Genomic DNA, 13,342 nt, shown 5'->3' with positions numbered 1-13,342 from the left:
TCTTAATTTTTCATTTTTAATTGAGAAGCGCAAAGCGCTTCTTTATCTCTTCCCGGTCGTCGAAAGGATGTTTCACGTCGCCGACAATCTGATAGGTTTCGTGCCCCTTGCCCGCCACGAGGATGATGTCGCCCGGACGCGAGAGCATCACGGCCGTGCGGATCGCCTCGGCGCGGTCGGCGATGCGCAGGTAGCGCGCACCGGGCTCCAGCCCCGCGACCATGTCGTCGAGAATCGCCTCGGGCGACTCGTGGCGCGGATTGTCGGAGGTGAAAACCGCCGTCGTGGCATACTTCACGGCAATGGCCGCCATCTCGGGACGCTTGGTCCGGTCGCGGTCGCCGCCGCAGCCGCACACCACGATCAGCTGCTGGCCGGGGGTGCGGATCTCCTCGATGGTCTGAATCACGTTCTCCAGCGCATCGGGCGTATGGGCATAGTCGACGATGGCCGTCGTGCCGTTCGCCGCGCGGATCTTCTCGAAGCGGCCGCTCACGGCGTGCAGCATGCTCAACACGCGCAGCACCTCGCCCCGGTTGAGTCCCAGCAGCGCCGCAGCGCCGTAGACCGCCAGCAGGTTGTAGGCGTTGAACCGCCCCAGCAGCCCCACCCACAACTCCTGCCCGTCGATGCGCAGAAGCATGCCGTCGAGGTGCATCTCGACGATCTTGCAGCGGAAATCGGCCATCGCGCGCAGCGAATAGGCGCTCACCGCCGCCGCGGTGTTCTGCACCATCACGCGTCCGTTCCGGTCGTCGGCGTTCGTCAGAGCGAAAGCCCCCTTGGGCAGCCCGTCGAAAAAGAGCTTCTTGGCCCGGATGTACTCGGCGAAGGTCTTGTGGTAGTCGAGGTGGTCGTGCGTGATGTTCGAAAAGATGCCGCCCGCGAAATCGAGGCCCCGCGTGCGTTCCTGCACGATGGCGTGCGACGAACACTCCATGAAACAGTATGCGCACCCGGCGTCGGCCATTTCACGCATCATAGCGTTCAGGCGGATCGAATCGGGCGTGGTGTGGGTGGCTTCGACCTCGCGGCCGTCGATCTTGTAGACCACCGTCGAGATCAGCCCGGCCTTGTAGCCCATGGCCCGCACCAGATCGTAGAGCAGCGTCGCGGTCGTGGTCTTGCCGTTGGTCCCGGTGATGCCCACGAGTTTCAGCTCGCGGCTCGGGTAGTCGTAGAACGCCGCGGCCATATCGGCCATGGCCCCCGCCGAGTCCCCGACGAGAACATAAGCGACGCCCTCCGCCGCATCCGCCGGCATCCGTTCGCAGACGATTGCCGCCGCGCCTTTTTCAACCGCTATGGGGATATAGTCGTGTCCGTCGCTCTGCGTGCCCGGAACGGCGAAGAAGCAGTCGCCCGGTTTCACGGCGCGCGAATCGTAGACCAGCCCGCCAATGGCGGCGGCAGTATCGCCGCACACCTCCCGGACGGGGGTATTTTTCAGAATATCGGTTAATTTTTTCATCCTATTTCAACGTTATGACGACCGCCGTGCCCGGTGCTATGCGCGCTCCGGCGGTGATACTTTGCTGCGTTACGGCTCCCCGTCCCGAGAAGCGGACCTTCAGTCCGCGGCTTTCGAGCACGAACAGCGCGTCTTTCAACCCCATGCCGCGCACGTCGGGCATCACGCCCCGGTCGCCGGGCAGGCTCGTGATGACGACGTTCGAGAGGCTGTCCACCGCGACGCGCCCCCAGCCCGTGCGGCTTTCGAACGAGGCGCGGGGCGACAGGCGGTCGGCCACGCGGCGGACCTGCGCGATGTCGCCGCCCTTCATCCGGTCGGGATAGCGGCGCGGACCGCCGTCGTCGACACGGCCGTACCAGTCGCGGCCGCGGTTGAAGATGTAGTCGACCATGCGCTTCACGACGGGACCCGCCAGCGGTCCCCCGTAGTAGGCTTTCCCGGCCTGGGCGCGGGTTTCGATGGTCGTGAGCACCGTGTAGCGGGGCGCGTCGGCCGGGAAGTAGGCCACCATCGAACCCAGGTAGTAACGTCCCTCGCGGCTGCGGGCATCGGTGATCTGCGCCGTACCGGTCTTGGCCGCCACCCGCAGGCGCGTCGTGTCGCGGAAAAAAGCGCTGGCCGTACCCTCGGTGCAGACCGCCTGCAAACACTGCTGCACCTCGCGCAACGCCGCCCGCGAGGCGATCGACGAGGCGATGGTACGGCTTTCGAAACGCTCCTCGACCCGATCGCCGCGGCGCAGTTCACGCACCAGCACGGGCGAAATCATCTTCCCGCCGTTGGCAATGGCGTTGTAGAAGGTTATCATCTGGATCGGGGCCAGCCGCACACGATAACCGTAGGACATCTTCACCAGCATCACGCCCGGGTCGGGAACCTTCCAGTCCGTGGTGACGGAGGGCTTCCGCTCGCCGAGCCGCTCCAGCCCCACGGTCTGGCCCAGATGCAGCTCCTTATGGAGAAAATCGCTGTATTCCTGCTTTCTGCCCGTACTTCCGTAACGGTCCCAGATCGCCTTGGCGAAGTAGACGTTCGACGACGAAGCCACGGCGCGCCGGAAGTCGATTTCACGGTCGCCGCGGTGCGAATCGCGGATGTTCCTGGCCGGGCCTACCGTCACCGGATCGCCGTTGTGGGTGTCGTAAACCGTCGAGACGGGCATCCGGGCGTCGTCGAGCAGCGTGAGCATCGTCGCCAGCTTGAACGTCGAACCCGGCTCCATGCTGCGGCCCAGGGCGTAGTTCTCCCGCTCGGCGAAACTCCCGTCGGCATTGCGGCCGAGGTTGACCATCGCCAGGATTTCGCCCGTATGGACCTCCATCACGATCGTCGTGCCCCACAAAGCATTCTGGGCTTCCAGCTGTCGCCTCAACGCCTTGTCGGCCACATCCTGCAAGTCGAGGTCGAGCGTCGTGACGATGTCGAAGCCGTCCACCGGGTCCTCGTGGTCCCCGCCCGCCACCCGGCCGTAAAAGCCGCGCGCGATGCGCTGGCGCAGGGCTTTGCCGTCGCGGCCCGCCAACTCCTCGCGGTAGGCCTCCTCGATGCCGTAATTGCCCTTGTCGCCCGTCAGTCCGATCGTACGGCGCGCCAGTTCGCCCTGGGGATAGATGCGTTCGTCGCGCTCGATCAGCCGGTAGACCATGCCCATGTTCCAGTTCAGCAGCGGATAACGCCGCAGGGTCTCCCACTCGGCGAAATCCACCTCGCGGGGAAAGATATTCACGGGCGTATGGTCGCGGATCGTGTCGTAGATGCGGCGTTTGACATATTCCTCGCCCCGCATGCGGTCCATCATGCGCGAAATCCACCCCTCGGAACGCAGGTAGGAGGTGTCGCGCGGATTGACCAGCCGGTAACGGCGGGCGTGCTCCTCGCGGAAACGTTTGGCATAGGCCGAGGCGGGCTTGTCCCGGAAGAAGGCAGCCAGCAGTTTCGCGAGCGAGTCGGCCTGTTCGCGGAAGGTCTTGAGCGAATCCAGCCCCGGCGACGCGAAGTCGAAGGCGGCCTGATAGCGGAAGATCGAGGTGGCGAGGGGTTCGCCGTCGCGCGAAAGGATGCTCCCTCGCTGCGCCGGGATGACCTCCTCGGTGAAGATGCGGCTGGCGAGGCGGTCGGCATTGTAGGCCACCTCCGCACTGAACAGCTGCACCCAGACGAGCCGTGCGAGCACGATGGCCCCGGCGAGGATGAAGAGCACGTACAGAAGCCTCACCCGCAGCAGAATATCGCTTTTGACCTTCGAACGTTCCTGCTTCATCGCCGTTTAGTTTTCGATGATCTCGCCCGGCGCCTGCGGGTCGTAAAGCTCGATGCCCCGCGCCCGGAGCTGTTCGACGATGGCCGAATGGGTCGTGCGCTGGTAACGCTGCTCCTGGAGGCGGATCGAGCGTTCGCGGAGTTTCTGCACGTCGCGCTCGAGACGCGTGTAACGCATGTCGAGGTGCAGCGACCAGAACATCACCATGATGCTCAAAAAAAACATCCCGGCGATGGTCAGCATATAGGGATAGTATTTCGAGACGCCCTCGCGCACGAGGATCGTACCCGAGAACAGCTGCCAGAAGGTGCTGGACCTGCGGCGTCGCTCGCGGCGTTCGCGTTCTTCGGCTTCGGCCCGCTCTTCGGCCTCGCGCTCCTCGTCGGCGCGGATGTCCTCTTCGGCTTCGCCCCGCTCCATGCGCCGCACCTCGCGGCGCACACGGCGCGCGAACTCCTCCTCCTGCTCGCGGCGGGCCTGCTCCTCGGGGGTCACCGGGTCGAATTCGTGGTCTCGGTACATCGTATCAGCGTTTTACGGCCGCCCGGAGTTTCGCCGAACGGGAACGGGGATTGCGGTCGAGTTCTTCGGCCGAAGGGGTCACGGCCTTGCGCGTCACGAGGTCGAACGGGGCCTGCGAACGACCGAAAAAGTCCTTTTCGACCTGCCCCGAGAAGTTGCCGCTGCGCATGAAATTCTTCACCAGCCTGTCTTCGAGCGAATGGTAGGAGATAACGACCAGCCGGCCGCCGGGCTTCAGCACCCGCAGGCTCTGCTCCAGCGCCATTTTCAACGCCTCCATCTCGCCGTTGACCTCGATGCGCAGGGCCTGGAAAAGTTTGGTCAGGAATTTCGCCTCGTCCTTTTTGGGCGTGCAGGGCTTCACGGCTCCGACCAGCTGCGCCGTGGTCGTCACGGGCGCCGCCGCACGGGCCTTGACCAGACAGTTGGCAACCTTCCACGGTGTTTCTACCTCGCCCCAGTCGCCCAGAATGCGGGTCAGGTCCTCCGCGGTGTAGTCGTTCACCACGTCGGCCGCCGTGAGCCGCCCCCTCTGGTTCATGCGCATGTCGAGCGGAGCCTCTCCGCGGAACGAGAATCCGCGCTCCACGGCGTCGAAATGGTGCGACGAAACCCCCAGGTCGGCCAGAATGCCGTCGACCTCCGTCACGCCGCGCAGCCGCAGCGCCCCCCGCAGGAAGCGGAAATTGCTCTCCACGTAGTGAAAACGCGCATCGTCGGGACGGTTCTCCAGCGTGTCGCGGTCCTGGTCGAAGCCGTACAGACGGCCTTCCGGCCCCAGGTCGGAGAGGATGCGGCGCGAATGGCCGCCTCCGCCGAAAGTGAGGTCGGCGTAAGTGCCCGCAGGTTCGACAGCGAGCAGTCCCACAGACTCTTCCAGCAGTACGGGAGTATGGTATTGCGACATAATAGTTATTTGCAAAGGTCTATTTGGGTGTAAAGTTAGGGATTTTTCAAAAAAGAATGCCTATATTTGTGGATATAATTTTCCGAACATTCCATGCCCAAAATCGACATCGGCGCCGTACTCAGGCAGAAAGCCCCGCGGCTGGCTCGCTGGATTCCCCGTCCGGTCGTGAACTGGCTGCGCCGCACGATCCACGAGTCGGAAATCAACCATATCCTCGAACACTACTGGTCGCTGCCTCCGCAGGAGTTCATCCGCGCCTGTTTCCGCGAATGGCAGGTCACCTATTCGATCGAAGGACTCGACAAGCTCGCCCCCGGAGGCCGTTACCTCTTCGCCTCGAACCATCCGTTCGGGGGCATGGACGGCATGATGCTCGCCGACAAGCTGATCGACCGTTTCGGCGACGCGCGGGTGGTGGTCAACGACCTGCTGATGTACCTCGAACCGCTGCGCCCGCTGTGGATTCCGGTGAACAAGCACGGCGCGCAGAGCGCCTCCTACGCCCGGAAGTTCGACGAAGAGTTCTTCGGCGATCTGCCGGTCCTGACCTTTCCCGCGGGTCTCTGCTCGCGCCCCAACGGCGGCGAGGTGACCGACCCCGAGTGGAAAATCAGCTTCCTGAAAAAGGCCTACGCCTCGCAGCGGCAGATCGTTCCGGTCTTCGTCGAAGGGCGTCTGTCGAAGTTCTTCTACCGCGTCTACCGGATCCGCAAGGCGCTGGGCGTCAAGTTTAACATCGAGATGCTGTGGCTGCCCGACGAAATGTTTTCGCAGAAGGGCCGCCATTTCCGCATCGTCGTCGGCGACCCGATTCCCGTGGCCGAACTCCAGCGTTTCGGGTCGCTGCACGAACAGGCGCTGGAAGTACGTAAAAAAGCGTATTTTTTGGAAAAAACGCTCGCCGGCCCGAATCAAAACCGCTAATTTTGGTATTTTTGCCCTGTCATGCAACAGAAAGAGAATACAGTACCCATCATCGAACCGGTCGCCCGGGAACTGCTGCTCGCAGAACTGACGCCCGCCCGCAAGATGCGCAACACCCACCGGGCAGGCAATGAAATCTACATCTTTTCGGCCGCCGAATGCCCCTCGCTCATGCGCGAGGTGGGCCGCCTGCGCGAAGCGGCCTTCCGCGGCGCCGGCGGCGGCACGGGGCAGGAGGTGGACATCGACGAGGAAGACCTCGCGGGCGACGGCTACTACCAGCTGATCGTCTGGGACCCCTCGGCGCAGGAGATCGTCGGCGGTTACCGCTTCATCGTCTGCACCACGCCCAACCCCCGCCATCTCTCGACCGAACACTATTTCCGTTTCAGCGAGCGTTTCCGCCGGAAGTTCCTGCCCCGGACCATCGAACTGGGGCGTTCGTTCGTGCAGCCCGCCTACCAGGCCCGCGGCAACGCCAAGAGCATCTATGCGCTGGACAACCTCTGGGACGGACTGGGCGCGCTGATCGTATTGAACCCCAAGGCCAAATACCTTTTCGGCAAAGTCACCATGTACACGACCTACAAGGCCGTGGCCCGCAACGCGCTGATCTGGTTCCTGCGCCGCTATTTCCCCGACCGCGACCAGCTGGTGGAGGGCATCCATCCCATACGGCTCGACCTGGACGACCCTTATTACGAGGAACTGTTCTGCGGCGCGACCTACATGGAGAACTACCGCATCCTGATCCAGCAGATCCGCAAGTTCAACGAGAACATCCCGCCGCTGATCAACGCCTACATGAACCTTTCGCCCACGATGCGGGTTTTCGACACGGTGTCGAACCCCGATTTCGGCGGTGTGGAGGAGACGGGCATCCTGGTGACGATCCGCGACATCTATCCCGAAAAACGCCTGCGCTACACCCGCTGGCTGGGGTGGCGGGCCAATCTGAAACACCGCCGCGAGGAGTTCAGCGAACGCCTGCGCGAACATTTCGAACGCATCAAGAAAAAGCGGAACGCCTGAAAACGCCCTGTTTCCCTCACGGCCGTCCGGACAATCGGGCGGCCTGAATTTTGCATGCCGTGCAGTAAACCGCACATTTCCGCATTTAACGATACGAACGACTCAACTAAAAAACACCTCGCATGAAACGATTATTTCGTCTTCTTCTGATCCTGGGCCTCGCGGCCGGAACCTGGTCCTGTGCGGACGACGGAACTCCGTCGGTCAGCATCAACGGCGGAACCGATTTTCTGTCGCTCGACCACCTCGCCCGCAGCGGCAAGATCACCGTCAATGCTCCGGCGCCCTGGAGCGTGACGCTGGCGCCGGAAAACTACGGTCAGGACGAAAAACCCGACTGGCTGACCCTCTCCGCAGAAGAAGGACCGGCAGGGTACTCCGAGATCGACGTGACCTTTGCCGAGAATCCGGGTCCTGCCCGCAGTGCGTCGCTTCTTTTCTCCTGCGACGGAAAGACCTTGGCTTTCACCGTCTCGCAAAGTGCGGGCGGCACGGGATTCGACGCCCCGGACTACTATTTCTACATTTCGGTCGGAACCATGCCGACCCTCTATTCGGGCCTGCACCTGCTTTCGCACGACAAACCGAGCTACGTCTCCTACGAACGCGCAAGCACCTTCGACGCCGCCGAATTTCCCGACCGGGCCTTCGTGTACCCCGTCGCCGACCCCACGGGCCATGCCACCAACGAGGAATTACGGGCCATGAGCGAAGCGATGAAACGCCGCATCCTGGAGATCAACGCCGAGGACCCCACAGCGGTCTTCGGGCTATGGGTCGACGACCTGCGGTGCCGCCTGGGCTACGACTGGTTCGTGGCGCAGGGCATCGACTCGGCACGCGTGAAGGTGACGATGCTCTCCGACGGCACGGCGACCTACAACAATTTCCACAACTACTTCGGCGATGCCGCCACGGCCGAGCAGAACTGGAACGACTACGCCGCCGAAGTCGAAGCCCTCGACTGGAACCACGGCGGCCGTTATCCCGAGACCCGCGCGCCGGAGGAGTTCGCCTCCTACACCTGGCCCTACTACCTCTCGACGCGCCCCGATTACCGGCTGATGCTGCAAAACAGCAGCCTGATGGAGTCCTCCTGCCCGTTCATCGCCGACCGGCTGGCTGCAATGAAGATGGAGAGCGTCCAGCCCTACGAACTGCTGACAGCCCTTCCCGAGGCTTCGAAACAACAGTTCTACCGCATGGCCAAATTCGACTACGCCCGCTTCGCGGGGCTGTTCGACCTGTCGCCGAAGAAAAACCTCATCATCATCGGCACGAGCCACAGTTCCGCCGCGAGCGAACAGCAGCAGGCGGCCTATGTGGAACGGATCATACAGCAGTACGGCAGCGATTACGACATCTTCTTCAAGCCCCATCCCGCCGACAGCTCGTCGGCCGGTTACCCCGACCGGTTCGAGGGGCTGACGCTGCTGCCGGGCCAGATGCCGTTCGAAATCTTCGTCTGGGCGCTGCTCGACAAAATCGACATGATCGGCGGCTACCCCTCGACGACCTTTATCTCCGTACCGCTCGACAAGGTGGGCTTCCTCTTTGCCGCCGATGCCGACGGACTCGTCCGGCCGTTGAACATCCTTTTCCGCGACGCCGCGAACGTGGAATGGATTCAGTAAATGCCCCCGGCACCGAAAAACGCCACCCGGCTCGGGCGGCGTTTTTTTCGCGCAAAAAAATCCCCCGCCGAAGCAGGGGACCAGGCAAACAATTGTTTAACTAAATGATTTCGGGCGGAAGATTACCGGACGACCTCTCCCGACTGATTCTCCAGGCTTGCATTCTTCTCCGTCTTCACCGGCTCCGATTTTTGCTCGGCGGGCTCCGATTCCGGCTCTGCGGGAGTCTGTTCCGGCTTCACGGGGTCGGGTTTCTCTTCCGGAGCGGTAGGCTCCTGCTTCTGCTCGGGAGCGGTGGGATTCTCCTTCTGGGGCGTGTCTTGCTTTTCGGGCTGCTGGGCATAAACCATTCCTCCGGCCGTCAGCATCAGCGCCGCCATCATCACAATCGTCTTTTTCATAGCTTTAAAATTTAAATGGTTGAACTTCATTCTTTCGTTAGCGGGTCGTCTTACTCGCGTTCTGACTTCTGAAAGTTCAAGCGAAGTGCCACAACGGCGCAAAACACGCAACAAACAGATTTCCAACGCAAACGCCATTGCGCTAAAAATCGGAGAAGGTGTGGAAAAATGTGGAGACGGGACAGAAAGTGTGGAAAAATTCCACAGCCGGAGTGTGGAACGGCCGTCCGGAAACCGGAACGGGACAGGCGGGAAGCCTCCTATTCGATACCGTAAAGATGGAGTTTGTTGTAGAGCGTTTTGCGGTCGATGCCGAGCAGTTTGGCGGCCTGCGACTTGTTGCCGCCCGCCGTTGCGAGGGCGCGGCGGATCTGCTCCTCCTCGGAAGCGGGATCGCGCAGCGAAAGAGGCGCCTCCGCAGGTTCCGCCGGACCTCCGGTGACTTCGGCCGGCAGGTCGCGGCAGGTGATGTACTCGCCCGCGGCGAGCAGCGTCGCCGACATCACCGCGTTTTTCAGCTGCCGCAGGTTCCCCGGCCAGTCATAGGCGGCAAGGGCCGCGGCGACCGCGGCGTCGAACCCGACGATCCGCTTGTCCAGCTCCCGGTTGGCCTGGTCGAGAAAGAAGTCGGCGAAGAGCGGAATATCCCCGCGCATCTGCCGCAGGCAGGGCATACGCAGCGTGAAGGAGTTGATGCGGTGGTACAGGTCGGCGCGGAACGTCCCGCGCGCGATGGCCGCTTCGAGGTCCTCGTTGGTCGCGGCCACGAGACGGATGTCGACGGGAATCTCGCGGTTACTGCCGACGGGACGGATACGCCGCTCCTGCAGGGCGCGCAGCAGCTGTACCTGCGTTTCGTAACCCAGGTTCCCTACTTCGTCGAGAAACAGCGTGCCTCCGTCGGCCGCCTCGAAAGCGCCCGTCTTGTCGGCCAAAGCCCCCGTGAAGGCCCCCTTGACATGACCGAAAAACTCCGAAGCCGCCAGATCGCGGGGAATGGCCCCGCAGTCGACCGCCACGAAGGGCTTTCCGGCCCGCTTGCTTTCCCGGTGGATCAACTGCGCCACATGCTCCTTGCCCGTGCCGCTCGCACCGTTGACCAGCACCGACATATTGGTCGGGGCCACCAGCCGGATGTGTTCGTACAACTGCCGGGCGGCGTCGCTGCGGCCCTCGATGTAGTTGAGCGGCTGCTCCGAAAAGCTCCCGGCCGCACGCGGCGCGGGCTTCGAAGCGGATTTCGCGGCCGGCGCCGCCGGAACATCCAACGCTTCACGGATCTTTTTCAGCAGTTCGTCGGGATTCACCGGTTTGGCCACATAGTCGCGTGCGCCGAGCTTCATGCACCGCACGGCGTTCTGGATTTCGGCGTAACTCGTCATCACGATCACCGGCGCCGCGACACCCGCTCCCGCCATCCATTGCAGCAGGGCGATGCCGTCCTCGTCCGGCAGGCGCATGTCGCTCAGCACGAGCGAGAAGCCTCCCGCCTCAAGAGCCGTGCGCGCCGCCGCCACCGACGAGGCGGTCCCGACTCCGAAACCGCGTTTCGAGAGCCACGTGCGCAGCATCAGGGCAAAAGTAATATCGTCGTCGACAATCAGAATCCGCTCTTCCATAGGCTTCACAAAGATAGCGTTTTTTCAGCTTCCGCGACAATCGCGCGGATTTTTCCCGCCGCCGCACGCAGTTCGCCGCAAAGGGCCTCCGGCAACGGCCCTTCGCACGTCTCGCCCCGGCGCAGCGTCTCGGCGACCTCCGCCGCCCCGAGCATCGTGAAGATCGGCAGCATCTTGTGCGCCAGCGTCTTCACCGTCGCGACATCCCCCTCGCCGAGCGCCCTTTCAAGCTCCGCGCAATTTCCCGCCGTCTGTTCGGCAAACGAGCGCAGGATGCTTCGCGCCGCCTCGGGATCGTCCCCGGCATAAGCCGTCAGGGCCGTAAAATCGGCCCCGTCCGCCGACGGGATCTCCGGGTCCCCGCCCTGCGGGACGATCTCCCCGCTGCCGCAGGCCGCCCGTATCGCCGCCACCAGTTCGCTGTAAGTGAACGGCTTGCGGAGGCACCCCGCAAACCCCCGGGCCGCGAAATCCGCAGCGCCCAGGTCCCCGCGCGCCGACACGGCGACCACTTTCAGCCCGGGATCGACCCCGCGCACCGCCTCCAGCACGCCGAACCCGTCGGCCGACGGCATCTGCAAATCGGTCAGCACCAAATCGAAACGGCTCTCGCCGACGAGTTTGGCGACATACTCGGGATATTGGCAGCTCTCGCATCCGACCCCGGCACGGCGGCACATCGCGGCGGTCATTTCGAGTTGCAGGGGATCGTCATCGACCAGCAGCACGCGCAGTCCCGCCTGGGGCGCAGACTCTTCGGCTCCGGCAGCCGCACTCTCGGCCGCCGCTTCGCCGACGGGGACCGACACGATGAATTTGCTCCCCTCTCCGAGACGGCTTTCGAGCGAAATCGTACCGTCCAACAACTTCACGAGACGGTCGACGATCGACAGCCCCAACCCGAATCCGTCGACTCCCTGCGCCGAACTCAAACGCACGAACTCGGCGAAGATGCGTTCCCTCTCCTCGCGGCCGATGCCGCGGCCCGTGTCGCGCACCGAGAAGACCAGCCGCCCCCGCACCACGTCCACGCGGAGCGTCACCGACCCCTCGTCGGTGAATTTCAAGGCGTTGGAAATCAAGTTGTCGGCGATCTGACGGATGTGGAGCGCATCGCCCGACACCTCTCCCGCGGCGGCCGGTTCGGCCTCCAGACGCAGTTCCAACCCCTTTGCGGCGGCCGCGGCGGCAAATCCCGCACGGATGTTTTCGAACAGCTGCGCGGGACTGAACGCCACGCAGCAAACCTCGATCTTGTTAATATCCAGCCGGTAGAAATCCAGCAGACTGTTGACCAGCGCCAGCAGGTGTTCCGACGACCCTTTCATGTTGCGCAGGTAGAGTTCCTGCCGCTTGTCGCCCGTCAGCCGCGCAAGCAGGTCGATATAGCCCATCACCGATCCCAGCGGGGCCTTGATGTCGTGCGTGATGGCCAGCATCAGCTTCTCGCGCGCCTCCAGCAGCGACTCCTTGTCGCGGTTGGCGCGCTCCAGCTCGCGGCGGTAGCGGTTGCTGCGATTGATGTCGCGCCAAAGCATCCCGACGAACAGGAGCATCAGCACCACGGCCCCGATGGCCACGCCGCCCAGGATGCGCGACGACCGCCTGCGGAAAGCCTCGTTGCGCTCGATACGCTGCATCAGGTAGGCCGTGTCCTCGGCCTCGAAGTCCATGATCAGGCGGTATATCTTCGTATTGACCAGTTCGTTGCTGTAACTCAACCGCAGCCCCTCCTGCCACGCATGGTCGTAGATGCCCTGCCGGTTGCTCGTGACGCTGTCCTGCAAGGCTTGCAGCACCAGCACGATGGTGTCCTTCACCGCGTCGACGGGGATGACCGGGGCGATGGTCTCGCGGCGCGAGATCACGAGGCTCGAATCGGCCTCCGGGGGACTGAACAGATCGCCCAGCCGCTGGAAAAAGCGGCGTTTGGCACGCGGCACGGCCGTCGTGTCCTGCCGCACGATGCTGCGGAACGGGATCGTATCGGCCACGACGGCCTCCCGGGGACCGATCAGACTGCGGATGTTCTTGTCCAGCAGGCCCGCCGTGGCCCCGGCGCGGATCGAACGGCGCAGGCTCACCGTGCGGCGCTCCTTGTCGGCGATCAGCCGCGTGATGCTGTCCAGACGCATCGTCTGCAACGAATCCCCGCCGACGGTCAGCGCCCGGAGCGAGTCGATCGAGGCCCGCACGGTACGCAGTTCCCGTCTGTAACGCGCCTCGTAAGAGGCGTATCCGGCGATCATCAGCTGCCCGTAGCTTTCGGCCTGGTAGAGGTGGTAGAGGGTCCGGTTGACGGCGCTGCGCTTGGTATGCAGCAGGGCGTAACTGCGGTCGGGCGCCGAAAAACGGACCGCCACCCGGTAGACGTAGCCCACCGAGAGAATACAGACCGCAATCAGCAGGAGATAGCCCGCCACGATCTTCGTTTTGACGAATTTCGACTCCTTCACAGGCCCAAATATACGAAAAAGCCCGGAAACCCGCGTGCGGAAAATGCACGGCGGCACGATTTAATGCTTATCTTTGCGACGAGGGCACGGACAAAACCGGCGCACGAAAA

The 13,342-nt window shown here is 63.2% G+C and carries 10 protein-coding genes; 3 read left to right on the top strand and 7 right to left on the bottom strand.

The features are described 5' to 3' along the window. Positions 1-16 precede the first annotated feature (16 nt). From NQ492_RS07765 to rsmH, 4 genes are read right to left on the bottom strand one after another with little or no spacing between them, the layout of a single operon-like run. Positions 17-1,471 carry a UDP-N-acetylmuramoyl-L-alanyl-D-glutamate--2,6-diaminopimelate ligase gene (locus NQ492_RS07765; RefSeq protein ID WP_015546862.1) on the bottom strand — a complete coding sequence of 485 codons (1,455 nt, stop codon included), beginning with the start codon at positions 1,469-1,471 and terminating at the stop codon, positions 17-19. A gap of 1 nt (position 1,472) precedes the next feature. Beyond that, positions 1,473-3,734 (bottom strand): penicillin-binding protein, encoded by a 2,262-nt coding sequence (locus NQ492_RS07760; protein ID WP_015546863.1) that lies wholly within the window; start codon positions 3,732-3,734, stop codon positions 1,473-1,475. A gap of 6 nt (positions 3,735-3,740) precedes the next feature. Further along, positions 3,741-4,256: an FtsL-like putative cell division protein gene (locus NQ492_RS07755; protein WP_015546864.1), complete on the bottom strand. Its 516-nt coding sequence runs from the start codon at positions 4,254-4,256 to the stop codon at positions 3,741-3,743. Positions 4,257-4,260: 4 nt separating this feature from the next. Beyond that, positions 4,261-5,163 (bottom strand): 16S rRNA (cytosine(1402)-N(4))-methyltransferase RsmH, encoded by a 903-nt coding sequence (gene rsmH / locus NQ492_RS07750; protein WP_015546865.1) that lies wholly within the window; start codon positions 5,161-5,163, stop codon positions 4,261-4,263. A 93-nt stretch (positions 5,164-5,256) separates the two neighbouring features. Between rsmH and NQ492_RS07745 the strand changes: the two genes are divergently transcribed. The 3 genes from NQ492_RS07745 to NQ492_RS07735 all read left to right on the top strand — a co-directional run bounded on the left by NQ492_RS07745 (position 5,257) and on the right by NQ492_RS07735 (position 8,756). Then, entirely contained in the window at positions 5,257-6,090 is an 834-nt protein-coding gene (locus tag NQ492_RS07745; protein ID WP_015546866.1) for a hypothetical protein, read from the top strand. A 21-nt stretch (positions 6,091-6,111) separates the two neighbouring features. Further along, positions 6,112-7,122 carry a GNAT family N-acetyltransferase gene (locus NQ492_RS07740; protein WP_015546867.1) on the top strand — a complete coding sequence of 337 codons (1,011 nt, stop codon included), beginning with the start codon at positions 6,112-6,114 and terminating at the stop codon, positions 7,120-7,122. Positions 7,123-7,244: 122 nt separating this feature from the next. Then, complete coding sequence (locus NQ492_RS07735) at positions 7,245-8,756, top strand: BACON domain-containing protein (RefSeq protein ID WP_015546868.1); 1,512 nt, start codon at positions 7,245-7,247, stop codon at positions 8,754-8,756. Positions 8,757-8,878: 122 nt separating this feature from the next. Here the strand turns inward: NQ492_RS07735 and NQ492_RS07730 are convergent, their stop codons facing one another. The 3 genes from NQ492_RS07730 to NQ492_RS07720 all read right to left on the bottom strand — a co-directional run bounded on the left by NQ492_RS07730 (position 8,879) and on the right by NQ492_RS07720 (position 13,232). Continuing rightward, on the bottom strand, positions 8,879-9,157 hold the full coding sequence (locus NQ492_RS07730) for a hypothetical protein (protein WP_015546869.1): 279 nt from the start codon (positions 9,155-9,157) through the stop codon (positions 8,879-8,881). 260 nt (positions 9,158-9,417) lie between these two features. Beyond that, positions 9,418-10,776: a sigma-54-dependent transcriptional regulator gene (locus NQ492_RS07725; protein WP_015546870.1), complete on the bottom strand. Its 1,359-nt coding sequence runs from the start codon at positions 10,774-10,776 to the stop codon at positions 9,418-9,420. A 5-nt stretch (positions 10,777-10,781) separates the two neighbouring features. Next, positions 10,782-13,232, bottom strand: a complete 2,451-nt coding sequence (locus tag NQ492_RS07720; protein WP_044054244.1) for a sensor histidine kinase — start codon at positions 13,230-13,232, stop codon at positions 10,782-10,784. Positions 13,233-13,342 lie beyond the last annotated feature (110 nt).

It is taken from the genome of Alistipes shahii WAL 8301, assembly GCF_025145845.1.
Taxonomy (GTDB): Bacteria; Bacteroidota; Bacteroidia; order Bacteroidales; family Rikenellaceae; genus Alistipes; species Alistipes shahii.
This window is presented reverse-complemented; position numbering and strand designations above follow the sequence as displayed.